Origin of the sequence: Mycolicibacterium neworleansense (assembly GCF_001245615.1) — a bacterium.
GTDB lineage: Bacteria > Actinomycetota > Actinomycetes > Mycobacteriales > Mycobacteriaceae > Mycobacterium > Mycobacterium neworleansense.
On sequence record NZ_CWKH01000001.1, the window covers coordinates 2,711,014 to 2,736,453 of the forward strand.

Below are 25,440 nucleotides of genomic sequence, written 5' to 3' on the forward strand. Positions count from 1 at the left end.
GATGCCATGCCTGAAGGTGACACCGTCTTCCATACCGCCACGGCGCTGCGCGACGCGCTGGTGGGCAAGACGCTGACCCGCTGCGATATCAGGGTCCCCCGCTATGCCACGGTCGATCTGACCGGGCGAACGGTTGACGAGGTGCTCAGCCGCGGCAAGCACCTGTTCATCCGGGTGGGCCCGGCCAGTATCCACTCGCATCTCAAGATGGAGGGCAGTTGGCGCATCGGGTGGTCCAAAGTCGCTTTTCATCGCATCCGCGCCCTGCTGGAGACTCCGGACAGCCGAGCCACCGGGATCGACCTCGGCTTGTTGGAGGTACTGGACCGTGACACGGACATGGCGGCGGTCGAGCACCTCGGACCGGACCTGCTCGGCCCCGACTGGGAGCCCCGCACCGCCGCGGCCAATCTGACCACCGATCCGGATCGCCCGCTGGCGCCGGCCCTGCTCGATCAGCGAGTGATGGCCGGTGTCGGCAATGTCTACTGCAACGAACTCTGTTTCGTGTTCGGCCGACTGCCGACGTCACCCGTCAGCTCGCTGACCGACCCGCTACGCGTCGTGCAGCGCGCCCGCGACATGCTGTGGCTCAACCGGTCCCGGTGGAACCGCACCACCACCGGGGACACGCGGAATGGACGACAGCTGTGGGTGTACGGCCGCGCCGGTGAGCCCTGCCGCCGGTGCGGGACTCTGATCCAGACCGACGCCGGCGGTGACCGGGTGACGTACTGGTGCCCGGTATGCCAGACCTGACCCTCTAGCCCATCCCGCTACGGCTTTCGCGGTACGCCGGCAACCCGCGCGATTATGCGATCACGCACTGCTGCAGGGATATTTGTGATGACCGACGTCTGAATCCTGGTTCCGAGACCGACCACGTACCGAGCTCGAGGCCGGCGCGCGGTCAGCGCCTCCTCGACCACCGCGACCACGTTGGAAGTCGGCACCGCCATCTTCTTCGACAGCGGGATGAACTTCTTCATCCCGGCAATGTGCTTGTCGTACAGGGCGCGGTGCTCCGCCGACATCGAGGTTTCCACCTCCTCCACCATGTCGTCGGCGGTGCGCCACATGTCGGTGTCGGTTTGCGCCGGTTCCACCACAGCCACCCGCACGCCCCACGGTCGCACCTCCATCCTGAGCGCGTCGGCTGCCGCTTCCAAGGCAAATTTGGACGCCGCATAGGCCCCGAGTAGCGGCGACGACAGTTGCCCGTTCACGCTGGAGATGAAGATCGCACGACCCCGGGAGTCCCGCAATTTCGGCAGCACTGCCCGGGTCACCTCAAACTGGCCAATCACGTTGACATCCAATTGTTTACGCCAGTCCTCGGGGCTGAGCGTCTCGATCGGACCGGCCACCACGATGCCCGCGTTGTTCACCACCGCGTCGAGGCGCTGCGGGAGTGCAGCCGGCAATGCGGCGAGATGGTCCGCATCGGTGACGTCGAGAATCACCGTGGAGATGCGTTGCGGGTTGAGTTCCGTCACCGCGGCGCCGTCGGAGTGCGATCTGACTCCCGCGATGACGTCCCAACCGGTGGCGGCCAGGCGCTCGACTATGGCCTTGCCGATTCCGCGGGAGGCTCCGGTGACAAGAACTGAGGGCATGACGCGAGGGTACTTCCAGTTTCCAGTTGGCCTCCACCGACCGCTAGTTGCGGGCGCGAGTGGGCGGCAACGCCTGCTCGACCACCTGCGCCCCGCGGAAGCCGGATTCGATGGCGCCTTCGATGTAGCCCGGATGTCTCGACGGTCTCCTCCCACTACCGCCGGACCGATCTGCCCGATCAACGGTTCCAGCACAGCTCTCTGCCGGTCGGCACCGCTGAGGGCGTCGAGTTCGCGGGCCGCGGGTCCGCCGACGAGCACGCACAGAGGCCCTCGGCCGTCACGATCTGCTCATGACGCTCAGCCGCCTTGACGTAGGCCATCGGAACCCGTCCGCTCGACTGAGCGCCAGCTTAGGGTGACATCATGACCGACGTCGTCGTCCGCCCCACGTCACCGGACGACCTGGACGCGATCAGTGCCATCTACGCCCATCATGTCGAGACCGGGGTGGCCACCTTCGAGTTGATCCCGCCGCATCGCCAGGAGTGGGAGCGTCGGCTGGCGACGGCTCGGGAACGTGAATTACCGTTCCTCACCGCGGTACTCGATGGCGAGATCGTCGGCTACGCGTACTGCGCGCCATGGAAGTTACGGCCGGCCTACCGCCATACCGTGGAGAACTCCATCTACCTGACCCCGCAGTGCGCTGGCCGCGGCACCGGAACACTACTGCTGGAAGGACTTCTGGACGGCTGCGCTGCAGCAGGCATCCGTGAGGTCATCGCCGTGGTGGTCGACACCGACGAGGCGGCGGCATCCCTTGCCCTACATCGCAAGCACGGCTTCGCCGAGGCGGGCCGCCTGCGGGCGGTGGGCTACAAGCACGGACGATGGCTGGACACGGTGCTGCTGCAGTGCAGCCTGCCCGTCAGCAGTTGACGAGTTCCGGCTCGCAGATCGGCTGCGAGGCCGGTTCCGGCGCAGGCGCTTTGGCGGCAGGCCCGGGATCCTTGGGCTTGCTCCCCCACGGGAACGCGAGCCGCACGATCTTACGCACCACCGAGGCGAACTGCGTGTGGATCGGGCCGGTGTTGTACGGCAGGCCGTAGCGCTGGCAGATCTCCTTGACCTCACCGGAGATCTCGGCATAGCGGTGCGCCGGGATGTCCGGGAACAGGTGGTGTTCGATCTGGAACGACAGGTTGCCGCTGAAGATGTGGAACCACTTGCCGCCGGACAGGTTCGCCGAACCCAGCAGCTGGCGGTAGTACCACTGTCCGCGCGTCTCGTCCTGGGTTTCCTCGATGGTGAACTCGTGGGTGCCCTCGGGGAAATGCCCGCAGAAGATGATGGTGTAGGACCACACGTTGCGCATCAGATTGGCAGTCATGTTGCCCGCGAACACGAATGGCGCGAACGGTCCGGCCAGCAGCGGGAAGGCCACGTAGTCCTTGACGGTCTGCTTGCGCACCTTGGCCCACATCTCGCGCAGCATGTCCTTCTTGTCGCGCAGCTTGATCTCGCCGGTGCGGATGCGCTCGGTCTCGAGCTCGTGCAGCGCGACACCGTACTGGAAGAACACCATCAACAGGAATGCGTACAGCGGATTGCCCAGGTAGTACGGGCTCCACTTCTGGTCCTCGCTCATCCGCAGGATGCCGTAACCGATGTCGCGGTCCATGTCGACGATGTTGGTGTAGGTGTGGTGCATGTAGTTGTGCGAGTGCCGCCACTGATTGGACGGGCAGGCCGAATCCCATTCGAAGTTCTGGCCCCGCAACGCCGGATCGCCCATCCAGTCGTACTGGCCGTGCATGACGTTGTGACCGATCTCCATGTTGTCCAGGATCTTCGACAGTCCGAGCATCACGGTGCCGACGGGCCAGGCGGGCGGCAGGAACAGCAGTGCGCGGCCACCGATTTCGAGCTTGCGCTGCATCTTGATGATGTCGCGGATGTAGGTGGCGTCGCGTTCGCCGAGGTCGGCGATCGCCTTCTCACGGATGGCGTCGAGTTCGGCGCCGAAGGTTTCGAACTGCTCGGGGGTCAAGGTGTAGTGAGTCATGTCTGCGCCTTTCAGGGTCAACAGGTCTCAAAGGTCGATGACGACGTCGCCGACGGGTGCGGTGACGCAAATTTCGATGTCTTCGCAGTCGGCGGTGGAGATCGCGCCGGTGATCAGGTTGCGGACCGCGCCGCGGGTCTTGAAACGGGTGCAGGTGTGGCAGATGCCCATGCGGCAACCGCTCTCCGGGGTGAGGCCGGCAGCCTCGGCCTGCACCAACAGCGGTTGACCGTCGTCGGTCACCTCCACGTCGCTGTTGGCGAACCGGACGGTGCCCCCGGTCGATCCAGCCGGCACTGCGAACACCGGTGGAACGAAGCTCTCCGAATGCGCGTCGGGACAAACCTCACGCACCGCGTCGACCAACGCCGGCGGGCCACAGACGAACACCGCATCGGGCTCAGCGCCTCCGAACGCCTCCGCCAGGTGCGCGGGACCGAAGTACCCGGCCAGATCCCCGGCGGCCCCGCCGCGGGTGTACCCGTGCAGGACCCGCACCCCGGTCGAACGCATGGCCGCCAGCTCGGACCGGTAACACACCTCGTCAGCACCACGTGCGTAGTGGACGAACGCGATTTCCCCGGTGAACGCCTGTGCACGCAATGTGCGCAGCATGGACAGCACCGGGGTGATGCCGCTGCCGCCGGAGACGAACAGGATGCGCTGCGGCAGCGCCTCGGGCAGGACGAAGTCTCCGCCCACCGAGTCCAACCCCAGCACCATGCCCGGGTAGGCGTGGTCGCACAGGTAGTTCGAGACCAGCCCGCCGTCGTGGCGTCCGATGGTCAATTCGAGGTGGCGTGCGCCTTCAGCGCTGGCTGGCGAGTAGCACCGGGTACGGCGCCGGCCGTTGATCTCGACGGAGAGGTTGATGTGCTGCCCTGCCCGAAAACCGGCGAAAGCCGTGTTGGGTTCGAGGGTCAGCGTGACGCTGCGCGGCGTCTGCCGCCGCACTGCGATCACCTTGGCGCGGGCGTCGCCCAGCGTCCAGGTCGGCTCGACCAGCTCGGTGTAGCGATCAACTCCGTGCGGGCCGGTCAGCAGGTTTGCGAGCGCACTCACGCGCGGTGCAGCTAGCACCCGCTTTGCGATTGATTGAGTGAACATGTGTACACAGTGCGCGTGCACAGGCGACTCTGTCAACGATAAAAACCCAGCGAGTGGTAGGGTTCACATCAGTGAACAGACGTACGCCCAATTCACGAACATCCACGTCACGAACGCGTCGGCCAGATTCTGCGTCGCGGTCGCGAGAGACGCTGTCCAGGGAAGAACGCAAAGAGGCCACCCGGCGCGCGATCATCACCGCCGCGCTGACCCTGCTGGAAGACCGCAGCTTCAGTGCGTTGTCCCTGCGGGAGGTCACCCGGGAGGCAGGCATCGTGCCCGCCGCGTTCTACCGGCACTTCGACTCGATGGATGCGCTCGGTCTGGTACTCATCGATGAGTCGTTCCGCTCCCTGCGCGACATGCTGCGCGGCGCCCGCGCCGGCAAGCTCGACCCCCACCACGTCATCGAATCCTCGGCCGAGATCCTGATCGGTAGTGTCAACGACCGGCGCGAACACTGGCGGTTCATCGCCCGCGAACGCTCCAGCGGGGTATCGGTGCTGCGCTACGCGATCCGCACCGAGATCCGGCTGATCACCTCCGAACTCGCGATCGACCTGGCCCGCTTCCCCGCCCTCAAGGACTGGAGCAGCGAGGACCTCAACATCCTGGCCAACTTGTTCGTCAACGCGATGATCTCGATAGCCGAGAGTCTCGAAGACGCAGGGGATGCTCAATCCGTCGAGGCCATTCACCGCACCGCGGTCAAACAACTACGGATGATCGCCGTCGGCGTCAACGGGTGGCACAGCACCGGCTAGGGTCCGGACATGTCCCCTGCGCAGCCACTCGACCTTGCCTATCCGCGGCCCGAGATCGCCGTCATCACGCTCAATCGGCCCGACAAACTCAACGCGTTGTCCTACGAACTGGTCGAGGCCCTGCATGCCACCCTCGACGCGATCGCGGCGAACAACGAGTGCCGCGTCGTCGTGCTCACCGGCGCCGGACGCGGCTTCTGCTCGGGCCTGGACCTGAGCGATCCCAATCCGCCCGAGGCCGGCGGTGGCACCGAGTTTCCCCGTTCGGGCATGCGCTGGCAGGAACGCATCGCGAATCTGACGGTCAAACTGCACCGGTTGCGTCAGCCCGTCATCGCCGCGGTCAACGGCGCGGCCTACGGCGGCGGCTTCGCCCTGGCCGCGGCCAGCGACATCCGCATCGCCGGCCCGGCGGCGAAGTTCTGCACACAGTTCATCAAGCTCGGCATCGGCGGCTGCGACATCGGCGTCAGCTACACGCTGCCCAGGATCATCGGCGCCGGCCCGGCATTCGACCTGATCCTGACCGCGCGGGCGGTCGACGCGCCCGAGGCAATGCGGCTCGGCCTGGTCACCCGGGTCGTCGACGACACCGCGAAGCTGCTCGAGGCGGCCCTGGAGATTGCCGAAACCCTGTGTGGCTACGGCAAGTTCGGCCTCGAATCGACCAAGCAGGTGCTGTGGGCCAACCTCGACGCCGGTTGTCTGGAAACGGCTCTGCACGTGGAGAACCGCAGCCAGATCCTGTCCGTCGGCAGCGGCAGCCTCACCCGGGCCAGCGCGGCGTCCCGCCATCCTGCGTGAGCCACAGGAATCCGATCACGAGCAGCCAAGCCAGCATGACGGTGACGAAGACGCACCCTGCGATCCGAAGCCGCCGAGGCGACGTGAAAAGCAGCGTCACGTGGCATGCCGAACGGCAACATCGCTCCGTCGGCCGGCAGCACCAGATCGGGCCGATAGTGCGCCAGCCAGCGTCCGATCTGCCCGGTGGGCCACCGCTTCTCGAACTCATGGGGGTAGATCGGCTCCGCACCCGGCGCGCAGATCGCCCACGCGTTGAAGGTGATTCGGATCGACCCGCTCATGTTGCGCATGGTGATGCCGGTGATGTCCCGCCACCCGAACTGCACTGTCTTGCCGCGACGTTCGAACGTGATCCCGGCCGGCGACATCGTCAACGTCTGGCGTGCCCGACTGCGCCACACGCGGGTACTGTCCACACCCTGGAGCACGACCGGAACGGTGAAGTCGTCGTACACCGGAGCGGTCACCGAGGTGTTCCACCACCGTCGACGATGATCACCTGCCCGGTCATGTAGCTACCCGCGTCCGAGCACATCAGCAACGCTGCACCGACCATCTCGTCCGGGGTCGCCAACCGTTTCATCAAGGTGCCGCCCTTCATGAGATCGATGGCCTCCTGCGGGTTGTTGCGCATCATGTCGGTGTCGACGGGTCCCGGCGCCAGGGCGTTCACCCGGATGCCCAACGGGGCGAACTCGGCCGCCATGGAGCGGGTCACCGACATCAGCGCGGCCTTGCCCGAGGCATAGATCGACAGCGCCGGGGCGAAATTGAATGCCCCGACCGACACCATGTTCAAGACCGCCGCCTTCGCGCTGGCCTTCAGATGCGGCAGTGCGTGCTGCACCAGGAACACCGGCCCGCGCAGGTTCACCTCGTACGACTTCGCCCAGGCCTCCGGCGTCATCTGGCCCAGCGGCTGCGCCAACGCGTTGGCAGCGTTGTTGACCACCACGTCGATCCCGCCGAATTCGGCGACGGTGCGCTCCACCAACGCACCCAGGTCGTCGATGTTCCCGCTGTGTGTGGGAACCCCGATCGCTTGTCCGCCGAGCTCACGCAGGTGCGCGGCGGCCCGCTCGCAGGCGTCGGCCTTGCGACTGGCGACCACCACTCGCGCGCCGGCCAGGGTAAAGCCCTCGGCGAGAGCCAGTCCGATGCCACGGGTGCCGCCGGTGACGATCACCGTCCGGTCGGTCATGTCGAACAGCTGGTCAAAAGTCTCACGGTTCACCCCGTCAGTAGAACATCACCGCGATCCGGTCATGCAACGCTCACCCCAGTACGCGGGAACTGACGAATACCCGGTCCTCGCCGGTGATCGGGTCGGTGAACTCCAGGCGCTGGGCCAACAGTTGCAGCGGGTGACCGAAATCGTCGGGCGCAACCTCGATCACGTTGGGGTACAAGGAGTCCCCGATGATGGGCAATCCGATCGACGCCATGTGAACCCGCAACTGATGCGTCCGCCCGGTTCGGGGAGAGAGCCGGTAGAGCCCACTCCCCAGGTCCTCGACGAGGGTCTCGGTGTTCGGTTCGCCGGGCTCTTCGAAGGCCTGTAATTGCCCGCGGTGCTTGATGATCCGGCTGCGCAACGTAGTGGGCAACGCCACCGTGGCCGTGCCCTCGGCGCGCGCCAGATATGTCTTGCGCGTGCCACCCTCGGCGAAGAGCCGCTGATAGCGGCCACGGACCTCACGACGTGCGGTGAACAGCAGCACCCCGGCGGTCAGGCGGTCCAGCCGGTGCGCGGGGCTCAACTCCGGGAGATCCAGTTCACGGCGCAACCGCACCAGGGCGGTCTGCGCGACGTGGCCACCGCGGGGCATGGTGGCCAGGAAATGCGGCTTGTCGACCACGAGGATGTCGTCGTCGCGGTACAGCACCGGGATGTCGAACGGGACCTCGACCTCGTCGGCCAGGTCGCGGTAGAAGTACACGTGGGCCCCCGCCGGCAGCGTCGTCGTCGCATCCACCGTCGTACCGTCCGGCAGAACGACCTCTCCGGCAAGCACTTTCGCGCCGATACCGAACCGCTCCTGCAACTCGTCGTAGACGTTGCCGCCCAACAACCGCAGCCGCGCCGGGCCGAGACCGTCACGCACCGGAAGCGGCGGGCGCTTGCTCAATGCCGCGTCAATTCAGCGGCACGGGTTCGAGAATCTCGGCGCGGGCCTCGGGCGCGGCCTGACGCAGCGCGTCGGCCGACTCGTCGTCGGGCTGGGTCTGCGACAGCACCTCGGCCTCCACCCGGGCGATGTACGTGGCGACCTCGCGGTCGACATCCTCGGCGGTCCACCCCAGCACGGGCGCAACCACTTCGGCGACCTCGCGGGCACAATCCACACCACGGTGCGGATATTCGATCGCGATCCGCATTCGGCGGGCCAGGATGTCCTCGAGGTGCAGCGCACCTTCGGCGGCGGCGGCGTAGTAGGCCTCGACCTTGAGATACACCGGCGCATCGGTGATCGGGGCCAGCAGTTCGGGATCGCCCTCGGCCATCTTGAGGACCTCGCCGATCAGCGAGCCGTAGCGATCCAGCAGGTGGCGGACGCGGTACGGATGCAGCCCGTAGTGCTTGCCGACGAACTCGGTCTGGTTGATCAGGGCGAAGTACCCGTCGGCCCCCATCAGCGGGACCTTCTCGGTGATCGACGGCGCCACCCGCGCCGGGATGAACTCGGCCGCAGCGTCGATCGCGTCGGCCGCCATCACCCGGTAGGTGGTGTACTTCCCGCCCGCGATCGCCACGAGCCCCGGCGAGGGCACCGCGACGGCGTGCTCACGCGAGAGCTTGGAGGTCTCCTCACTCTCACCGGCCAGCAGCGGGCGCAACCCGGCGTACACACCGTCGATGTCGTCGTGGGTCAGCGGAGTGGCTAGCACTGTATTGACGTGGCCCAGGATGTAATCGATGTCGGCCTTGGTCGCGGCGGGATGCGCCAGGTCCAGATTCCAGTCCGTGTCGGTGGTGCCGATGATCCAGTGCGTGCCCCACGGGATCACGAACAGCACGGACTTCTCGGTACGCAGGATGATCGCCACCTCGCTGACGATCCGGTCCCGCGGCACCACGATGTGAACGCCCTTGGAGGCGCGCACCCGGAACCGGCCGCGCTCCTTGGACAATGCCTGGATCTCGTCGGTCCACACCCCGGTGGCGTTGACCACGACATGACCCCGCACTTCGGTGAGGGCGCCGTCCTCGGAATCGCGCAGCGTCACACCCACCACGCGGTCGCCTTCGCGCAACAACGCCACCACCTGGCTCGACGAGCGCACCACCGCGCCGTAGTGGGCCGCGGTGCGCGCCACGGTCATGGTGTGACGGGCGTCGTCGACGACGGTGTCGTAGTAACGGATCCCGCCGATCAGCGAGCTGCGCTTGAGCCCAGGAGCCAACCGCAACGCACCGGCCCTGGTCAGATGTTTTTGTGCGGGAACGGATTTCGCGCCACCGAGCTGGTCGTAAAGGAAGATGCCGGCCGCGATATAAGGCCGCTCCCACCAGCGGTTGGTCAGCGGGAACAGGAACGGCAGCGGTTTGACGAGATGCGGTGCCAGCGTGGTCAAGCTCAGCTCACGCTCGTACAGGGCCTCACGAACCAACCCGAACTCCAACTGCTCGAGGTAACGCAGGCCCCCGTGGAACATCTTGGAGCTACGACTCGACGTGCCTGACGCGAAGTCACGGGCCTCGACGAGCGCGACTTTCAATCCCCGGGTGGCCGCGTCCAACGCCGCGCCGGCGCCCACGACACCGCCGCCGATCACCACCACGTCGAATTGTTCGCTGCCGAGTCGTTGCCAGGCTTGCGCCCTTTGCTGCGGTCCGAGGAAGGTTTGCCCGTCGCCCGGTGCTGAGATCGGGTCAGTCACGATCCCAGGCTACGTGGACGACGTGGGATCTGCCGGATTCTCTAGTCCAGGTCGTCGTGTTTCATCAATTGCCGGGCCGCCTCGGTGATCGAACCGGACAGCGACGGGTACACCGAGAAGGTCTGGGCCAGCTCGTCCACCGGGATGCCGTTCTGCACGGCCAGGGCGATCGGCAGGATCAGCTCGGAGGCGATCGGCGCCACCACCACGCCGCCGATCACCACACCGGTGGCCGGACGGCAGAAGATCTTGACGAAGCCGCGGCGCAGGCTCGACATCTTGGCCCGGGCGTTGGTGTTCAGCGGGAGCGTCAGCGTCCGGGCCGGCACCGATCCGTCGTCGATCGCGGCCTGCGGAACGCCGACCGCGGCGATCTCGGGGCGGGTGAACACCGCGGCGGCGACGGTTCGCAGCCGAATCGGGGCCACCGCCTCGCCGAGAGCGTGATACATCGCGATGCGTCCCTGCATGGCCGCCACCGAGGCCAGGGGCAACAAACCGGTGCAGTCCCCCGCCGCGTAGATGCCCGGCACCGAGGTGCGCGACACCCGGTCGACTTTGAGGTAGTTGCCCTGCCCGAGTTCGATGCCGACGCGCTCCAGGCCGAGACCGCTCGTGTTGGGCACCGAGCCGACTGTCATCAGGGCATGGCTGCCGTCGACGGTGCGGCCGTCGGCCATGGTGACGCGGACCCCGGTATCGGTGCGGGTGACCGACTCGGCGCGGGCGTTCTTGATCAACGTCACACCGCGCTCGGAGAACACCTCCTCCAGCACCGCGGCGGCGTCGGAGTCCTCGTGCGGCAGGATCTGGTCGCGGCTGGCCACCACCGTCACCGTCACCCCGAGCTCGGTGTAGGCGTTGACGAACTCGGCGCCGGTGACACCCGAACCCACCACCACGAGGTGATCGGGCAGCGTGTCGAGGTCGTAGAGCTGGCGCCAGTTGAGGATGCGGTCCCCGTCGGGAGCCGCGTTCGGCAGCACCCGCGGGCTGGCACCGGTGGCGATCAGCACCACATCGGCGGTCAGCTGGCTGACCGCGCCGTCCGGGCCGGTGACCTTGACCCGGTGCTGGGCCATGCCCGGAACGTCGTCGATCAGTTCGCCACGGCCCGCGATCAACTCGATGCCCTCGCTGCGCAGGCGCTCGGCGATGTCGTCGGATTGCGCCGTGGCCAGGTTCTTCACCCGCTCGTTGATCTGCGGCAGCGAGATCTTGGACTGCTCGAAATCCAGCGAATAACCCAGGTTGGGAGCACGCCGCAGCTCGGTGCGCACACCCGTGGACGCGATGAACGTCTTGGACGGCACGCAATCCCACAACACACACGCACCGCCGATGCCGTCGCAGTCGACGACGGTGACGTGAGCGACCTCCGGGCCGCGGGCAGCGGCGACAAGTGCCGCCTCATAGCCGGCGGGTCCGCCGCCGATGATCACGATGCGGGTAGCCACGGGACCAACCTAACCAACTTCGCCGATTAAGCTGTCTTACCGTGCCGCTGTACGCCGCGTATGGATCGAATATGCACCCGGAGCAAATGCTCGAGCGGGCTCCGCACTCGCCGATGGCGGGTACCGGGTGGCTCCATGGGTGGCGACTGACGTTCGGCGGTGAGGACATCGGCTGGGAAGGCGCGCTGGCCACCGTCGTCGAGGACCCGCTGTCCAAGGTGTTCGTCGTGCTCTACGACATGACGCCGGCCGACGAACAGAGCCTGGACCACTGGGAAGGCTCCGAGCTCGGGTTCCACAAGAAGATCCGCTGCCGGGTAGACCGGCTGTCGTCGGACACCACCACCGACCCGGTGCTGGCGTGGCTGTATGTGGTCGACGCCTGGGAAGGCGGCCTGCCCTCGGCCCGCTACCTCGGGGTGATGGCCGACGCCGCGGAGATCGCCGGGGCGCCGGACGAGTACGTGCACGATCTGCGCACCCGCCCCGCCCGCAACATCGGGCCCTAACTGGTCCCCCTGCACCGCGAGCGTGCGTGTTTGCCGCCCAACACGCCGCATTTCGCCGGCATTTTGCGCACCCTCAGGCCGCGCGAGCGTGACTCAACTGCCGATTGATCCTCGCCACCATTTCCCCGTCGCGGTGCCGCACGTCGTCGAACACGATCGAGATGACGATCCACCCGACGTCCATCAACGCCGCGGTACGCCTGCGGTCGTCACGCAACGCGTCGGGATTGCCATGCCAGTCCAGGCTGTCGTACTCGACCGCCACTTTGTCCTGTGGCCAGGCGAAGTCGAGCCGCCTCACCTGGCCGTTGCCGTCGATGACCTCGTACTGCAATTCGGGCACCGGCAAGCCACCGTCGATCATGACCAGCCTCGCCTCACTTTCCATCGGCGACTCGGCGCGCCCATCGGCCAGGGCGATCAGGTTGCGGACAGCGACGATGCCTCGACGCCCGGCCTGTTCCAGGGCTGCGCGCCAGAGATCGGTACGAGTGCAGGTTGCACTTCGCAACGCGGCATCCAAGGTGGCCAGCGCCCGCGGGCGGCGCAGCGCGCGGGCCACCTCGATCGCGGTCCACGCCGGCGCGGTGACGTATCGACCGTCGACGGACGTCAGCGGCGCATCGTCCCTTCGATGCACTACCAACCCGTCAGCCGAGCGCAGTTGACAGCCCGGCGGATTCAAGATGTGCAGATCAGCCGAGCCTTCGGTGTCGAATCCGTGTACGGCCGCGGCGCTGGCCAGGCACAGCGGCACCTTTCGGCCACACGCGAGGTCCAACCCGTGCAACAGGAGGTGCTCCGTGGGCTCACCGCGGCAGTAGATGCCGTACCAGACCCTTTCCAGCGCACCACAATCCACTGCCGATTCGAATGCGTGGCGCGTCATGTGGGACAGGATCTGACCACTGGTGGCCACACCGTTCTGTTCCTCGAACAAGCGCACGAGTTGAGGCTCCATGCCGATGATCGTTATTGGTGCGCAACGGCTTCGGTAGGTGCAATGTGCGGATCTGTGGATGAATCGCGCGCTGTGCACAACCGATCGCGACGAGCGTGCGCGTAGCGCTGATGATGCGCGGCGTGGCGGGCGGCAAACACGCACGCTCGCGGTGCAAGTGCACGGGGTTACGCGAGGAGCTCAGCGCGTTCAGCCATGATGCGGCTCAACTCGATGGTGCGGTCCTTGGTGCGCTCGTCGAGGCTCCCGAGAATCCGTTTGACGCCCGTGATCGCCTGATCGACCTTCTCCTGCGCCTCGATGATGCGGTCGCGCACCGCGAAATCGGTGAAGAAATTGTCGAACCAGACATCGAAAACCCTTGTGAATGAGCTTAGTTCGACGAGCCGGACACCATCCATGTGGATATCGGCGAGCTCGGTGCTGAACCGCTTGAGATCGGTGTCGGCCGAGCGTAGCGAATCCGACACGCTGTCGAGCCGGTTCTCCTTGACGATGCTGGCGATCATGCCACCGTCAAACCACGTGTCGTAGGCCGACCAGGACCGGGCACTGTCGAGCTGGCCGGCGGCAGTTCGCAGCTCTTTCAACGCCCGTTGCCCGGCGGCGCTCGCCTCCTCGAGCTCATCGAGTTCGGCCGTCAATTGTCCACGCATGGCAGCGATATCGAGGAGCCGTGCTGCGCTTGAGCCACCGCTGTCCTGCAGCCGGCGTTCCTTGGCATCCAAGGCCCGCTCCAAGGCGAGCTCGACGTCACCGAGCGCCTCGAGCCTGTTGGTCAGATGTTCGACGTGACGCTGGTCGGCGTCGGCACGGGCCCGTTGCGTGAGGTAGTCGTACTCGGCGGACTGGCGCTCGGCGGCTTCGCGAACCATGTCGTCCTGATGGGAACCCGTGACGTGCGCCCAGATCTTGGTCAGCGAGAACGATTCCAGCTTGTGGACATCGAGAGCCTCCGATTCCAACCGACGCCCGGCGGCTTCGGCGCGGGCCGCCGACTCCTCGGCATACAGCTGCGCGGTCTTGAGCTGGCGTTTGAGTGATTCAGCCTCCCGCATTGCGGCAGTTGCCGAAGCCAGTTGGTCGTCAGGCGCAGCGGTCATGGCGACAGCCTATGGGCGCTCGCGGGCCACGAGTGACGCCAAAATGTCGGCGAACCGCGGCGTGTTGGGCAACAAACACGCACGCTCGCGGTGCAAAAGCTACGCGCACGCGGCGATGATGTTGACCATCGTGCGCACGCCGACGCCGAGTGCACGCTCGTCGATGTCGAACGTGGGTTGATGCAGATCGAGCTGTGGGCCCTGGCCGCTCCACACGCCGAGCCGGCCCATCGCGCCGGGCACCTCTTCGAGGTACCAGGAGAAGTCCTCGCCGCCGCCGGACTGATGGGTGTCGGCCAGCACGTCGGGGCCGATGGCCTCGATGGCGTGGGTCAGGATGCGGGTGGACACCTCTTCGTTGACCACCGGCGGCACGCCGCGCCGGTAGTTGAGGCTGTGGGAGATGTTGAGCGGCGCCAACAGCGCGGTAACCGTGTCTTCCACAATGGATTCCAGCGTCAGCCAGGTGTCGCGGCTGGCGGTGCGGATCGTCCCCGCCAGCGTGCCGATCTGTGGAATGGCGTTGGCGGCCACACCGGAATTGACCGCGCCCCACACCATGACGGTGTCGTGGCGTGGGTCGATGCGACGGGACAGGATGCCGGGCAACCCGGTGATCAGCGTGCCCAGCCCGTAGACCAGGTCACCGGTCAGGTGCGGCCGGGAGGTGTGCCCACCCGGTGAGTGCAGGGTGATCTCGATGGAATCGGCCGCCGAGGTGATCGGCCCGGGCTTGGTGGCCACCTGCCCCACAGCCAGACGGGGGTCGCAGTGCAGCGCGAAGATCCGGCTGACCCCGCTCAGGACGCCCGCGTTGATCGCGTCGATAGCGCCGCCCGGCATCAGTTCCTCGGCCGCCTGGAACAGCAACCGCACCCCGACCGGCAGTTCCGGCACCGACGACAAGGCCATCGCCGTGCCCAGCAGTATCGCGGTGTGCGCGTCGTGCCCGCAGGCATGCGCGACGTTGGGCACCGTCGAGGCATAGGGCGCGCCGGTGCGGTCGACCATCGGCAAGGCATCCATGTCGGCGCGCAGCGCGATCCGCGGGCCATCCTCCGGCCCGAAATCACACGTCAATCCGGTACCACCGGGCAGCACTTTGGGATTCAGCCCGGCGTCGGCCAGATGACGCGCGACGAATTCGGTGGTCGCGAACTCTTGGCGGCCCAGTTCGGGATGGGCGTGCAGGTGCCGACGCCACGACACCATCTCGTCGTAGTTGGCCGACAGCCAGCGCGCGGCGGCGTGCTGCAACACGCTCATGCGGCCGCCCTCCGCTGCAGCGCATCCAGCACCCGGTCGCGCTGAGCCGGGGTCTCGGCCAACCGAACGACGGTGCGGGCCAGCATGATTGCGCCCTCCACCACAGCCTTGTCGGCGCTCGGGTTCACCGCCGCGGCGGTGAACGCGGGCTGGTGGATCGCGGCTCCGCCCGAGTCGATACCGATCACTGGATGGATGCCGGGCATCACCTGGCTGATGTTGCCCATGTCGGTACTGCCCAGCGGCACACTTGCCTCCACGTTCTCCGGCAATGGGCTGCGGCCCAGCCGCAGCATCTCGGCCCGGATTGTCTCCGAAAGCCATGGGTCGGGCACCAGCTCTGCGTAGGCCGGGGCGATCTCGGTGACCCGATGCTCACAGCCCGTCGCGAGCGCCCCGGCCGAGAAACACCCCGCCATGCGGTCTTCCAGCTCACGCAGCGCGGACATGTCGGTGGCCCGCATGGTGTAGCGCATCTCGGCCCAGCCCGGGATGACGTTGGTGGCCTGCCCGCCGTGGGTGACGATGCCGTGCACCATCTGGCCCGGCATGAGCTGCTGACGCAACAGGCCGATGGCCACCTGCGCGACGGTGACGGCGTCGCCGGCGTTGACGCCCAGGTACGGCGCCACGGCGGCGTGCGACTCGCGGCCGGTGTAATTGACCGTCACCTCGGACAACGCCAGCGACCGGGCCGCGGCGATGTCCACCGGCCCAGGGTGCAACATGACCGTGGCGGCGATGTCGTCGAACACTCCGGCGTTGAGCAGCAACACTTTTCCGCCACCGAGCTCCTCGGCCGGGGTACCGACGAGCACCACGGTCAGGCCCAGGTCGTCGGCCACGTCGGCCAGCGCCAGCGCGGCACCGACCGCCGAGGCCGCGATGATGTTGTGCCCGCAGGCATGCCCGATCTCGGGCAGGGCGTCGTACTCGGCGCAGATCCCGATGGTGAGCGGGCCGCTGCCGTAACTGGCGCGGAAGGCGGTGTCCAGCCCGCCGGCTGCCTCGGTGATCTCGAATCCGTACTCGGCCACCAGTGCCTGGGTCTTGGCGCAGCTGCGGTGCTCGGCGAAGGCCAGCTCCGGCTCGGCGTGGACGGAATGCGAGAGCTCGATGAGGTCGCCACGACGCCGGTTGATGGCTTCCTCGACGCTCAGCGAGGCGGTGGCAGACGACATCCTCGCAGTATCTCACTGCGTGTTCACGGCCGTTAAGCTCGCCTATCGTGACCGATCCCCAGGCGTCCAGCCAGGCAGCCGCCGTCATCGCGGAACGGACCGGCGTCGACCGCCACGATGTCGCGGTGGTGCTCGGCTCGGGTTGGGCACCGGCGGCGGCGAGGCGGTCGCAGCCGTGCCGATGGCCGACGTCCCGGGCTTCACCCCGCCCAGCGCAGCCGGCCACGGCGGCCAGGTGCACTCTTTGCGCATCGGTGAGCACCGGGTTCTGGTTCTCGCCGGGCGTATCCATGCCTATGAGGGCCATGACCTGCAGCATGTGGTGCATCCGGTGCGCGCCGCGGCGGCAACGGGCGTGTCGACCGTGGTACTCACCAACGCCGCCGGCGGCCTGCGGGCCGAATACCAGGTGGGCCAGCCGGTGCTGATCAGTGATCACCTCAACCTCACCGCGCGATCCCCGCTGGCCGGGGCACAGTTCGTCGACCTGGTCGACGCCTACTCCCCGCGGCTGCGGGCACTGGCCCGCGAGATCGAGCCGACCCTGGCCGAGGGCGTCTACGCCGGGTTGCCCGGGCCGCACTACGAGACCCCGGCCGAGATCCGGATGCTGCGCACCCTGGGCGCCGACCTGGTCGGCATGTCGACGGTGCACGAGACGATCGCCGCCCGAGCGGCGGGCCTGCAGGTTCTGGGCATCTCGATGGTGACGAACCTGGCCGCGGGGATGACGGGCGAACCACTCAGCCACGCCGAGGTGCTTGAGGCCGGACGTCAATCCGCGACCCGGATGGGTGCGCTGCTGCGCTCGGTGATCGAGCGGGTCTAGCCGACCAGATACCGCTGCAGGGTGGGACCGATCCAGTCGACGACCTGCTGCCGGTCCATGTCGACCAGCGGGCCGAAGGCCAGCACGTAGCGACACAGCGCCATCCCGAGGACCTGGGAGGCGGCCAGGCTCGCCCGCGTGGGCGTGTCAGGGGCATGTCCGGTCAGTTTGGCGATCGCCGGGGCGAGCTGGGCGGCGAAGATGGCCCGCATCCGCTCGGCGACCGCCTCGTTGGTCACCCCCGCCCGCAACAGGATGAGTAGTGCCTCGTCCCGCTCCCAGCGTTCGAGGAAGTGCGCAGCCAGGGCGGCGCCCAGTTGGTCATGCGGCACCTGGGTGAGATCAGGCAGTTCCAGATCGAATTCGGCGGCCGCGGCGAACAAGCGCTCCTTGTTGCCGTAGTACCGCATCACCATCGACGGGTCGATCCCGGCATCTGCCGCGATGGCCCGGATGGTGGCCTTCTCGTACCCGTCGGCGGCGAAGCGCTCGCGGGCCGCGGCAAGGATCACGGACTTGGTCTCGGCTGCGGGTCGGCGCATGCCAACAATTGTAGGCCAACAACCGTTGACATCATTCCGGAACGGTCCTACATTGATGCCAACAAGCGTTGACCAACAGTTGTTGACAAAGGAGTCGAAGATGCCCGTGTTCACCACCGACGTCCTGATCGTCGGAGCCGGACCGGTCGGCCTGACGGCCGCGATCGTGTTGACCCAAGCAGGCCACGACGTGACCGTGGTGGACCGCCAGGCCGAGGGAACCAACACCTCGAGGGCCGCCGTCGTGCACCCCCACACCCTGGAATTGCTGGAGCCCTACGACGTGGTCGACGAGCTCGTCGCACGCGGTGTGCACACCCCGACCTTCGCCATCCGCGACCGCGACGACCTCCTGATCGCGGTCCCGTTCAGCGACCTGCCCACCCGCTACCCGTACACGCTGATGATCTCGCAGGCCGATACCGAGGCCTTCCTGCTCAACCGGCTGGAACAGTTGGGCGGCAAGGTTCTCCGACCGGCCACCGTCACCGAGATCCGGCAGACCGGCGACCATGCCACCGCCACCTTCGCTGACGGTCAGCAGATCCGGGCCCGGTATGTGATCGGCGCCGACGGCATGCACAGCACGGTCCGCGAGCACGCCGGGATCGCGTTCAGCGGTGGCACCTACGGCGAGGCGTTCACACTGGCCGATGTCCGCCTGTCCGGCGGTGTGCCGGCCGACGAGGTGATCCTCTACTTCTCCCCCGCCGGGCTGGTCGTTGTGGCCCCACTGCCCGACGGGATGTACCGGATCGTGGCGACGGTGGACGAAGCGCCGCAGCATCCCGACATCGCGTTCGTGCAGTCGCTGCTGGATGAACGCGGTCCGGCGGCGGAGCCCGCGGTGGTCGAAGAAGTGGTCTGGGGGTCCCGGTTCCGCGTGCATCACCGCGTCGCCGACGCGTTCCGCGACAACCGGATCCTGCTGGCGGGCGACGCCGCGCACGTGCACTCACCGGCCGGCGGGCAGGGCATGAACCTCGGGATCGAGGATGCCGTCTTGCTGGGCCAATGCCTGTCGGACGTGCTGCGCGGAGCCGACGACGGCCTGCTCGACGAGTACGCCGTCAATCGCCGCCGTACGGCACACGGCGTCGTCTCGATGACCAGCCGGCTCACCGAACTCGCCACCGCATCCGCCCGTCGCCGTCCCATCCGCAATCGGGTCATGCGTCTGGCGGGCAAGCTGCCCGCCGTCCGCCGCTCCTTGGCCTGGCGGCTGTCCGGCCTGAACCGACGCTGAGGAAGGACAAGACGATGAAGCTCGTCAACGATCACCTCGCGGTACCGGTCCGGCTCACCCACCGGAGCGCGAACGGATTTCTGATTCTGGCGGCCGAGGTCGGTCGCTGGTGTGGGCCATTCGCGCTGCCGTCGACCGCGCGTCGTCACCTGGCTGCCCGGCTCGCCCGTCTGGCGCAACAGCTGACAAGGCGAGACGACGTCGTGGAGGCCGTGGTGTTCCGTGGCGCGCTACGCCCACCTGGTGAGGGCGCCGCGTTGCTGGCGCGTGCGGGTGTCCGGCCCGCACGCCATGACGTGGTGGTGCTGATTCGCACCACCGATGCCGACGCGATCGACGCCGTACGGGCTGCCGACGACCACCGCTCGATGGTCAGCGCAATCCGCCAGAGCGCACGGCATTCCTACCAGGCGGCGGCCGACAATGCCGCCCGGATCGCCGACGTCGACCATAGCGCCCAACGTTGGTTCCTGTTCAACTACTTTCACTGCGATTCAGCGGAAACCGTCTATGCCACATGGGAATACACGGCCGGATGGTTTCAGCGCAACACCGCGCTGCCGGACTCGACGCTGCTGGCCCCGCGGGCGGGTGAATCGACCGATTACCGGGTGGTCAACCACGCCAGCTGGCCGACGCTACGGACATTCCTGCCCAGCCTGCTGTTCCGTCGCACGTTCCGGACGTTCGTGCTGGCCAACTTCAAGGCGAACGACGTCGCGGCTCAGCCCATCATCTACCGGCTGGCTGCAGCGACCGGCTGCGCCGCCTGCCCAGCCGGGCCATCGTCCGCGCCATCAGCGGCGCCACGAACAGCATCAGCAGGACCCGCAACACCTGGGCCGCGATGATGAAGGTGACGTTGGAACCGGTTTCCACCGCGGTCGCCAGCACCGCGTAGACCCCGCCCGGACTGGTCGCCAGGTAACCCTCGAGCTGCGTCCTGCCGGTGACGTCGGCCAGCACCACACCGAGCCCGGCCGTGGCCACGCCGAGCACCACGATGAGGGTCAGCGCGAGCGGCAGTATCCGGCCGATCGCACGCAACGAGTCGCGGGTGAAGGCGATGCCGGCCTGCCAGCCGATCACCATGTAGGCGGCCTGCACCAGCAGCGCCGGGACCGCCAGCCCGAAGGACAGGCCGGTGAGTTGCAGTGCCACCGTCAGGGCCAGCGGGCCGAGCAGCCCGGCGCCGGGAAGTCTGACCCACCGCCCGCCGACGGCCCCGACCGCGACGATGACGGCCAGCATCACCAGGCTCAGATACCAAGGTGCCGAGTCGGTTTCAGCCGGTGCCGACGCGGGATGCGACCGGTCGGCGCGAAAGACCAAGGTCACCACGAGTGGAATGGTCGCGGTGACAAGGGCCACCCGCAGATATTGGACGACGGAGACGACGCGATCATCGCCGCCGAGTTCGCGGGCGATGGCCACCAGGCCCGACGCACCCCCGGCCACCAGCGCCAGCGACCCGGTCAACGGGCTGACGTCGCGGTGCAGCCCGAGCAGCCCGCCGGCGACGATGCTCAACAGCAACGTGGCCACGGTGATCACCAGCACGATCACCCAATCCGACCCGAGCGCGCTGACGGCGTCGCGATGGACCATCGTGCCGATGTAGACGCCGAGCACGCCTTGGGCGATCACGCCGGCCGGGCGGGGCATCCGTTCCGGGGCCAACGAGGCGAGCGCCAGCGCGATGCCCACCGCCAGCCCGGCGAACAACGCGGCCGAGGGGACTCCGATGAGATCGAGCGGGACGGTGACGGCGGCCGTGGCGGCAACGAGAAGCAGCCACCGCAGTATCCGCGTCATCCCCGTCTCGCACCTCCTATCGAAATAGTAAGGCATCCCTTCGAAATATTCACGGCAGATACGGAGCCAAATGCTCATATCACCGCCAATGCCAAGGTATAACTTCTCTATGGCAGCGACATCGGCGACTGAACTACGTGAGTCGATGATGGCGGTGGCCCGCCAGATGCGGCGTCACCGACCAGATCACGGCCTGACCCTGAGCCAGTTGGAACTGCTGGGCGAGACCAGCCGCAGCGGAACCACCACCCCGGCCGAGATGGGCGCCCGGCTGCACGTCCGGGCGCAGTCACTGACCGACAGCATCAACGAACTCGTACGCCGTGGGCTGATCGTCCGCCGCCCCGACGACAACGACCGGCGCCGCCAGCTCATCGAGATCACCGCGGCGGGGACGGCGTTGCTGCAGGCCGACCGTGACGAGCGGGACGCCTGGCTGCACGCCACCATGCGGGAGAACCTGACCGATCTGGAGTTCGATCTGCTGATGCTGGTGGCACCGGTCCTGCGCAAGCTGGCGTACTCCGACGCCGCGGCGGGCACACTTGGGGCATGACCTCCATCGCGACCGCCGCCGCCGATTGGATCGCACATGACCCTGACCCGCAGACCGCGGCCGAATTGTCCGCCTGCAACCCGGATGAGCTCGACCGTCGATTCAGTCAGCCCTTGACCTTCGGCACCGCCGGGTTGCGTGGCCCGTTGCGGGGTGGGCCCGACGCCATGAACCTGGCCGTCGTCATGCGCACCACGTGGGCGCTGACCCAGGTCCTCAAGGACCATGGCCTGGGCGGGTCGCTCGTGGTGGTCGGCCGTGACGCCCGGCACCAGTCCGACGAATTCGCGCTGGCGGCGGCCGAAGTGCTTGCCGCCGAGGGGTTCAACATCCTGCTGATGATGGCCGCGGTCCCGACGCCGGTGGTCGCCTACAGCGTTCGTCATCTGCCTGCCGCGGCCGGCATCCAGATCACCGCGTCGCACAATCCCCCGACGGACAACGGCTACAAGGTGTTTCTCGACGGCGGCATGCAATTGATCTCCCCCGCCGACCGCGAGATCGAGAGCGCAATCGCCCGGGCCCCGCACGCAGACGAGATCCCCAGGGTCGCCGTGGAAACCGGCGGACTGAAGCAGATCCACGGCTACATCGAGCGGGCCGCCCGGGTGCGCCGCAGCACCGGCTCGGTGCGGATCGCACTGACGCCGCTGCATGGTGTCGGCGGCGAATACGCCCTTGATGCACTGGCGCTGGCGGGGTTCGACGATGTGCACGTGGTCGAGGACCAGTTCAATCCGGATCCGGACTTCCCCACCGTCAGCTACCCCAATCCCGAGGAACCCGGGGCGGTCGACGCGCTGCTGGCGCTGGCCGACGACGTCGACGCCGAGATCGCGATCGCACTCGATCCCGATGCCGACCGGTGCGCGGTCGGAGTTCCCGGCCCGGACGGATGGCGCATGCTCACCGGTGACGAAACCGGCTGGCTGCTGGGCGATTACATCCTGTCCCAGCTGGAGCCCGGCCCGGTCAGCGAAGCCGCGATGGTGGCCAGCACGGTGGTTTCTTCGAGGATGCTGGCGTCGATCGCGGCGGCCCACGGGGCCCAGCACGCCGAAACCCTCACCGGGTTCAAATGGTTGGCCCGCGCCGAGACACCGGGCACCACCCTGGTCTACGCATACGAAGAGGCGATCGGGCATTGCGTCGACCCGGCCTCGGTACGCGACAAGGACGGGATCAGCGCCGCGATACTGGCCGCCGACCTCGTGGCCGCGCTGCGCGATCAGGGTCGCACGATGCTCGACGCCCTCGATGATCTGGCGAAGGTGCACGGCGTGCACGTCACCGGTGCGGTCACGCGGCACGTCGATGACGCCGAGGCGGCCATGACGCGGTTGCGCTCGGGGCCACCGACCGAACTGGCCGGCATCGCCGTCACCGTCGAGGACCTGCAGGAGCGGCGCGGGCAACAGCGTACGGACGCCCTGGTCTTCACCGGCAGCGATGCCGGTACATCGGTGCGGGTGGTGGTGCGCCCGTCGGGAACCGAGCCGAAGCTCAAGTCCTACACCGAGGTCCGCTGCGCACCGACCGACGATCTGAACACCGCCCGGACGCACGCCCAGAAGCTCAGCCAGGACCTCGCCGACGCCGCGGCGCGCTGGTAGCGCCTCAGCGCGGGCCGAACTGCCGGTCCCCGGCGTCGCCGAGGCCCGGCACGATGTAGGCGATCTCGTTGAGCCCCTCGTCGATCGTGGCGGTGACCAGCCGCATATCTGGGGCAACCTTCTCGATCGCGGCGATGCCCTGCGGTGCACACACCACACACACCGCGGTGATGTCGACGGCGTTGCGTTCTTTGAGCAGGTCGATGGTGTAGGCCATCGAGCCGCCGGTCGCCAGCATCGGATCGAGGATGAACACCGACCGCGTGCTCAGGTCGTCGGGCAGCGAGGCCAGGTATGGCGTCGGCTGATGCGTCGTCTCGTCGCGCGCCATCCCGACGAAACCCACCTGCGCCTCGGGAATCAGTGCATGCGCCTGATCGACCATCCCCAGGCCGGCCCGTAACACCGGCACCAGCAGCGGCGGATTGGCCAGGCGTGAGCCGGTGGTGTCGGTCACCGGGGTGCGCACCGGGATCTGCTCACATGCCGCGTCACGGGTGGCCTCGTACACCAGCATCAGGGTCAGGTCGCGCAGCGCCGCACGGAACCCGGCGTTATCAGTCCGCTCGTCGCGCAGGGTGGTCAGCCGCGCGGCGGCCAGAGGGTGCTCGACGACGCGTACATCCATGCGCTGACCTTAACGGTCGATGCCGCTGGGATGCAGGTGGATCCGGTGCCGGCTCCACGGACCACGGACTACGGGTTTTCAAGGGTCTGCATCGGGGCTCACCGGACCAGTCTGAAGTGGCGTTCATTCTTGCCCCCCGACTCTGGAGATCCGCTCATGTCGAAAGTCGCAGCCGCCCGATGACCCTGAACATCGATGCCGGGGACATCCACGCCGAATCCGATGCAGAACTGGCGGCCCGGTTCGTCAACGAGGCCATGCCCTTCCACCCCGTCCTGCTGCGCACCGCACGCCGGCTGACGCACAGCCATGCCGACGCCGAGGACCTGGTGCAGGACACCCTGATGAACGCCTACACCGGTTTCCGGCGGTTCGAACCTGGCACGAACCTGCGGGCGTGGCTGTTCCGCATCCTGCACAACCGGTGGATCAGCACACACCGGATGAAGCAACGCCGTCCGGATACGTTCGCGGTGGCCGAGATCACCGACAGCGACATGTTCGGCAACGCACTCCATTCCGCAGCCGCCGAACGTTCCGCCGAGGACCGGGTGCTCGACCTGCTCTGCGACGACCGGACCCGTGATGCGTTGTTGGCGCTGCCCGAAGGTTTCCGAGCGGTGTTGTACTACGCCGGCATCAAAGGCTTCACCTACGCCGAAACCGCGGCGCTCATGGAAATCCCACTGGGAACGGTGATGTCGCGCATCGCGCGCAGCCGCGAACGTCTGCGCGCCGCCCTGACCGAAGACACCGACACCCTGCGAGTCGCCTGAACCATGGAATCCGGATCGACAGAACTCAAGGGATACCGCGCACTGGTCACCGGCGGCACCGCCGGCATCGGGCTGGCCTGTGCCGACCTGCTGGCCCGGGCCGGCGCAGCGGTGACCATCACCGGACGAGATGAACGGCGGGGCCGCGACGCCGCGGCCACGCTCGGCAATGAGGTCCGATTCGTCAGGGCCGACCTGGCTGACCTGGATTCGGTGCAATCCCTTGCCCGGCAATGTGATCAGCTGGACATCCTGGTCAACAACGCAGCCGCCTTCCCCGGTGCGCTCACGGTCGAACAAGATGTCGCCTCGTTCGAGCAGACCTTCGACACCAATGTGCGCGGCACCTATTTCCTGGTGGCCCAGCTGGTGGGCGGCATGCTCGACCGGGGCCGCGGCAGCATCGTCAACGTCACCTCGATGGTGGCGTCGAAAGGGGTGCCCGGCGCCTCTGCCTACAGCGCCTCCAAAGCCGCCGTCGAATCACTGACCCGCACCTGGGCCGCCGAATTCGGTGCCGGCGGAGTGCGGGTCAACAGTGTGGCGCCGGGGCCGACCCGCACCGAGGGCGTCGAGGCCCAATGGGGCGACACCAACGAGGAGCTCGGCCGCGCGCTCCCGTTGGGCCGCACCGCCACCCCTGAAGAGATCGCCCATGCCGTGCTGTTCCTGAGTTCACCGCGGGCGGCCTTCATCACGGGCTCGACCTTGCACGCCGACGGGGGCGGCACCGCGATCTGAAGACAGATCAGGGGAACCGATCGGGGTCGGCGG

The 25,440-nt window shown here is 67.4% G+C and carries 25 protein-coding genes and 1 pseudogene; 12 read left to right on the forward strand and 14 right to left on the reverse strand.

From position 1 onward, the window contains the following. The first annotated feature begins 6 nt into the window (after positions 1-6). On the forward strand, positions 7-759 hold the full coding sequence (nei2, locus tag BN2156_RS12945) for an endonuclease VIII Nei2 (protein ID WP_090514297.1): 753 nt from the start codon (positions 7-9) through the stop codon (positions 757-759). A gap of 17 nt (positions 760-776) precedes the next feature. On the opposite strand, the gene BN2156_RS12950 is transcribed toward nei2, so the two are convergent. Further along, on the reverse strand, positions 777-1,616 hold the full coding sequence (locus BN2156_RS12950; protein WP_090514300.1) for an SDR family NAD(P)-dependent oxidoreductase: 840 nt from the start codon (positions 1,614-1,616) through the stop codon (positions 777-779). Between the two features lie 366 nt (positions 1,617-1,982). Between BN2156_RS12950 and BN2156_RS12955 the strand changes: the two genes are divergently transcribed. Further along, positions 1,983-2,498 carry a GNAT family N-acetyltransferase gene (locus BN2156_RS12955; protein ID WP_090514303.1) on the forward strand — a complete coding sequence of 172 codons (516 nt, stop codon included), beginning with the start codon at positions 1,983-1,985 and terminating at the stop codon, positions 2,496-2,498. On the opposite strand, the gene BN2156_RS12960 is transcribed toward BN2156_RS12955, so the two are convergent. After that, entirely contained in the window at positions 2,488-3,624 is a 1,137-nt protein-coding gene (locus tag BN2156_RS12960) for a fatty acid desaturase family protein (RefSeq protein ID WP_090514306.1), read from the reverse strand. The genes BN2156_RS12955 and BN2156_RS12960 overlap by 11 nt on opposite strands. 27 nt (positions 3,625-3,651) lie before the next feature. Next, on the reverse strand, positions 3,652-4,731 hold the full coding sequence (locus BN2156_RS12965) for a ferredoxin reductase (RefSeq protein ID WP_090514309.1): 1,080 nt from the start codon (positions 4,729-4,731) through the stop codon (positions 3,652-3,654). A gap of 71 nt (positions 4,732-4,802) precedes the next feature. On the opposite strand from BN2156_RS12965, the gene BN2156_RS12970 reads away from it, so the two are divergent. Next, positions 4,803-5,495 carry a TetR family transcriptional regulator gene (locus BN2156_RS12970; RefSeq protein WP_090514312.1) on the forward strand — a complete coding sequence of 231 codons (693 nt, stop codon included), beginning with the start codon at positions 4,803-4,805 and terminating at the stop codon, positions 5,493-5,495. A gap of 9 nt (positions 5,496-5,504) precedes the next feature. Further along, entirely contained in the window at positions 5,505-6,299 is a 795-nt protein-coding gene (locus BN2156_RS12975; protein WP_090514315.1) for an enoyl-CoA hydratase/isomerase family protein, read from the forward strand. Between the two features lie 466 nt (positions 6,300-6,765). On the opposite strand, the gene BN2156_RS12985 is transcribed toward BN2156_RS12975, so the two are convergent. The 4 genes from BN2156_RS12985 to BN2156_RS13000 are packed head-to-tail and all read right to left on the reverse strand — an operon-like array spanning position 6,766 to position 11,641. Further along, complete coding sequence (locus BN2156_RS12985; protein ID WP_090514321.1) at positions 6,766-7,536, reverse strand: SDR family NAD(P)-dependent oxidoreductase; 771 nt, start codon at positions 7,534-7,536, stop codon at positions 6,766-6,768. Between the two features lie 40 nt (positions 7,537-7,576). Next, a complete protein-coding gene (locus tag BN2156_RS12990; RefSeq protein WP_162490791.1) occupies positions 7,577-8,431 on the reverse strand; it encodes a pseudouridine synthase in 855 nt (284 codons plus the stop codon). 7 nt (positions 8,432-8,438) lie between these two features. Next, on the reverse strand, positions 8,439-10,184 hold the full coding sequence (locus tag BN2156_RS12995) for a glycerol-3-phosphate dehydrogenase/oxidase (protein ID WP_090514329.1): 1,746 nt from the start codon (positions 10,182-10,184) through the stop codon (positions 8,439-8,441). 41 nt (positions 10,185-10,225) lie between these two features. After that, the gene (locus BN2156_RS13000) at positions 10,226-11,641 is read right to left on the reverse strand and encodes an NAD(P)H-quinone dehydrogenase (RefSeq protein WP_090514331.1); all 1,416 of its coding nucleotides are present in this window, start codon (positions 11,639-11,641) and stop codon (positions 10,226-10,228) included. A 41-nt stretch (positions 11,642-11,682) separates the two neighbouring features. Here BN2156_RS13000 and BN2156_RS13005 point away from each other — a divergent pair, with 41 nt between their 5' ends. Then, on the forward strand, positions 11,683-12,150 hold the full coding sequence (locus BN2156_RS13005) for a gamma-glutamylcyclotransferase family protein (RefSeq protein WP_090514334.1): 468 nt from the start codon (positions 11,683-11,685) through the stop codon (positions 12,148-12,150). Between the two features lie 73 nt (positions 12,151-12,223). Here the strand turns inward: BN2156_RS13005 and BN2156_RS13010 are convergent, their stop codons facing one another. The 4 genes from BN2156_RS13010 to BN2156_RS13025 all read right to left on the reverse strand — a co-directional run bounded on the left by BN2156_RS13010 (position 12,224) and on the right by BN2156_RS13025 (position 16,661). Beyond that, positions 12,224-13,111: a type IV toxin-antitoxin system AbiEi family antitoxin gene (locus tag BN2156_RS13010; RefSeq protein WP_090514337.1), complete on the reverse strand. Its 888-nt coding sequence runs from the start codon at positions 13,109-13,111 to the stop codon at positions 12,224-12,226. Positions 13,112-13,278: 167 nt separating this feature from the next. Next, positions 13,279-14,214, reverse strand: a complete 936-nt coding sequence (locus BN2156_RS13015) for a hypothetical protein (protein ID WP_131725164.1) — start codon at positions 14,212-14,214, stop codon at positions 13,279-13,281. A gap of 99 nt (positions 14,215-14,313) precedes the next feature. Further along, positions 14,314-15,480 (reverse strand): M20 family metallopeptidase, encoded by a 1,167-nt coding sequence (locus tag BN2156_RS13020; RefSeq protein WP_090514343.1) that lies wholly within the window; start codon positions 15,478-15,480, stop codon positions 14,314-14,316. After that, positions 15,477-16,661 (reverse strand): M20 family metallopeptidase, encoded by a 1,185-nt coding sequence (locus tag BN2156_RS13025; protein WP_090514345.1) that lies wholly within the window; start codon positions 16,659-16,661, stop codon positions 15,477-15,479. The genes BN2156_RS13020 and BN2156_RS13025 overlap by 4 nt, the downstream gene beginning before the upstream one ends. Positions 16,662-16,708: 47 nt before the next feature. Between BN2156_RS13025 and BN2156_RS13030 the strand changes: the two are divergent. Continuing rightward, positions 16,709-17,490, forward strand: a pseudogene (locus BN2156_RS13030) (purine-nucleoside phosphorylase). On the opposite strand, the gene BN2156_RS13035 reads toward BN2156_RS13030, so the two are convergent. After that, positions 17,487-18,032: a TetR/AcrR family transcriptional regulator gene (locus BN2156_RS13035; RefSeq protein ID WP_090514347.1), complete on the reverse strand. Its 546-nt coding sequence runs from the start codon at positions 18,030-18,032 to the stop codon at positions 17,487-17,489. The pseudogene BN2156_RS13030 and the gene BN2156_RS13035 sit on opposite strands and share 4 nt — an antisense overlap. Positions 18,033-18,132: 100 nt before the next feature. On the opposite strand from BN2156_RS13035, the gene BN2156_RS13040 reads away from it, so the two are divergent. Together BN2156_RS13040 and BN2156_RS13045 are read left to right on the forward strand one after the other, a co-directional pair. After that, positions 18,133-19,278: an FAD-dependent oxidoreductase gene (locus tag BN2156_RS13040; protein WP_090514350.1), complete on the forward strand. Its 1,146-nt coding sequence runs from the start codon at positions 18,133-18,135 to the stop codon at positions 19,276-19,278. 14 nt (positions 19,279-19,292) lie between these two features. Further along, complete coding sequence (locus tag BN2156_RS13045; protein ID WP_235625286.1) at positions 19,293-20,129, forward strand: hypothetical protein; 837 nt, start codon at positions 19,293-19,295, stop codon at positions 20,127-20,129. On the opposite strand, the gene BN2156_RS13050 is transcribed toward BN2156_RS13045, so the two are convergent. Continuing rightward, positions 20,011-21,093, reverse strand: coding sequence for an AbrB family protein (locus BN2156_RS13050; protein WP_090514353.1), 1,083 nt, complete (start codon positions 21,091-21,093; stop codon positions 20,011-20,013). The genes BN2156_RS13045 and BN2156_RS13050 overlap by 119 nt on opposite strands. 109 nt (positions 21,094-21,202) lie before the next feature. Here BN2156_RS13050 and BN2156_RS13055 point away from each other — a divergent pair, with 109 nt between their 5' ends. Further along, positions 21,203-21,649: a MarR family winged helix-turn-helix transcriptional regulator gene (locus BN2156_RS13055; RefSeq protein ID WP_162490792.1), complete on the forward strand. Its 447-nt coding sequence runs from the start codon at positions 21,203-21,205 to the stop codon at positions 21,647-21,649. Next, the gene (locus BN2156_RS13060; protein WP_090514359.1) at positions 21,646-23,262 is read left to right on the forward strand and encodes a phospho-sugar mutase; all 1,617 of its coding nucleotides are present in this window, start codon (positions 21,646-21,648) and stop codon (positions 23,260-23,262) included. The genes BN2156_RS13055 and BN2156_RS13060 overlap by 4 nt, the downstream gene beginning before the upstream one ends. 4 nt (positions 23,263-23,266) lie before the next feature. On the opposite strand, the gene upp is transcribed toward BN2156_RS13060, so the two are convergent. Further along, positions 23,267-23,890, reverse strand: a complete 624-nt coding sequence (gene upp, locus BN2156_RS13065) for a uracil phosphoribosyltransferase (RefSeq protein ID WP_090514362.1) — start codon at positions 23,888-23,890, stop codon at positions 23,267-23,269. A 179-nt stretch (positions 23,891-24,069) separates the two neighbouring features. Here upp and BN2156_RS13070 point away from each other — a divergent pair, with 179 nt between their 5' ends. Next, positions 24,070-24,666: a sigma-70 family RNA polymerase sigma factor gene (locus BN2156_RS13070; RefSeq protein WP_090514365.1), complete on the forward strand. Its 597-nt coding sequence runs from the start codon at positions 24,070-24,072 to the stop codon at positions 24,664-24,666. A gap of 3 nt (positions 24,667-24,669) precedes the next feature. Further along, positions 24,670-25,407: an SDR family NAD(P)-dependent oxidoreductase gene (locus BN2156_RS13075; protein ID WP_090514368.1), complete on the forward strand. Its 738-nt coding sequence runs from the start codon at positions 24,670-24,672 to the stop codon at positions 25,405-25,407. Positions 25,408-25,440 lie beyond the last annotated feature (33 nt).

Excerpts from the sequence above, each read along its gene's own strand:
- BN2156_RS13020 (WP_090514343.1), bottom strand. The coding sequence starts at position 15,480 with ATGAGCGTGTTGCAGCACGCCGCCGCGCGCTGGCTGTCGGCCAACTAC.
- BN2156_RS13055 (WP_162490792.1), top strand. The coding sequence starts at position 21,203 with ATGGCAGCGACATCGGCGACTGAACTACGTGAGTCGATGATGGCGGTG.
- BN2156_RS13025 (WP_090514345.1), bottom strand. The coding sequence starts at position 16,661 with ATGTCGTCTGCCACCGCCTCGCTGAGCGTCGAGGAAGCCATCAACCGG.
- nei2 (WP_090514297.1), top strand. The coding sequence starts at position 7 with ATGCCTGAAGGTGACACCGTCTTCCATACCGCCACGGCGCTGCGCGAC.
- BN2156_RS13010 (WP_090514337.1), bottom strand. The coding sequence starts at position 13,111 with ATGGAGCCTCAACTCGTGCGCTTGTTCGAGGAACAGAACGGTGTGGCC.
- BN2156_RS13015 (WP_131725164.1), bottom strand. The coding sequence starts at position 14,214 with ATGACCGCTGCGCCTGACGACCAACTGGCTTCGGCAACTGCCGCAATG.
- BN2156_RS13040 (WP_090514350.1), top strand. The coding sequence starts at position 18,133 with ATGCCCGTGTTCACCACCGACGTCCTGATCGTCGGAGCCGGACCGGTC.
- BN2156_RS13035 (WP_090514347.1), bottom strand. The coding sequence starts at position 18,032 with ATGCGCCGACCCGCAGCCGAGACCAAGTCCGTGATCCTTGCCGCGGCC.
- BN2156_RS12955 (WP_090514303.1), top strand. The coding sequence starts at position 1,983 with ATGACCGACGTCGTCGTCCGCCCCACGTCACCGGACGACCTGGACGCG.
- BN2156_RS12950 (WP_090514300.1), bottom strand. The coding sequence starts at position 1,616 with ATGCCCTCAGTTCTTGTCACCGGAGCCTCCCGCGGAATCGGCAAGGCC.
- upp (WP_090514362.1), bottom strand. The coding sequence starts at position 23,890 with ATGGATGTACGCGTCGTCGAGCACCCTCTGGCCGCCGCGCGGCTGACC.
- BN2156_RS13075 (WP_090514368.1), top strand. The coding sequence starts at position 24,670 with ATGGAATCCGGATCGACAGAACTCAAGGGATACCGCGCACTGGTCACC.
- BN2156_RS12975 (WP_090514315.1), top strand. The coding sequence starts at position 5,505 with ATGTCCCCTGCGCAGCCACTCGACCTTGCCTATCCGCGGCCCGAGATC.
- BN2156_RS13045 (WP_235625286.1), top strand. The coding sequence starts at position 19,293 with ATGAAGCTCGTCAACGATCACCTCGCGGTACCGGTCCGGCTCACCCAC.
- BN2156_RS13050 (WP_090514353.1), bottom strand. The coding sequence starts at position 21,093 with ATGACGCGGATACTGCGGTGGCTGCTTCTCGTTGCCGCCACGGCCGCC.
- BN2156_RS13060 (WP_090514359.1), top strand. The coding sequence starts at position 21,646 with ATGACCTCCATCGCGACCGCCGCCGCCGATTGGATCGCACATGACCCT.
- BN2156_RS12960 (WP_090514306.1), bottom strand. The coding sequence starts at position 3,624 with ATGACTCACTACACCTTGACCCCCGAGCAGTTCGAAACCTTCGGCGCC.
- BN2156_RS13070 (WP_090514365.1), top strand. The coding sequence starts at position 24,070 with ATGACCCTGAACATCGATGCCGGGGACATCCACGCCGAATCCGATGCA.
- BN2156_RS12965 (WP_090514309.1), bottom strand. The coding sequence starts at position 4,731 with ATGTTCACTCAATCAATCGCAAAGCGGGTGCTAGCTGCACCGCGCGTG.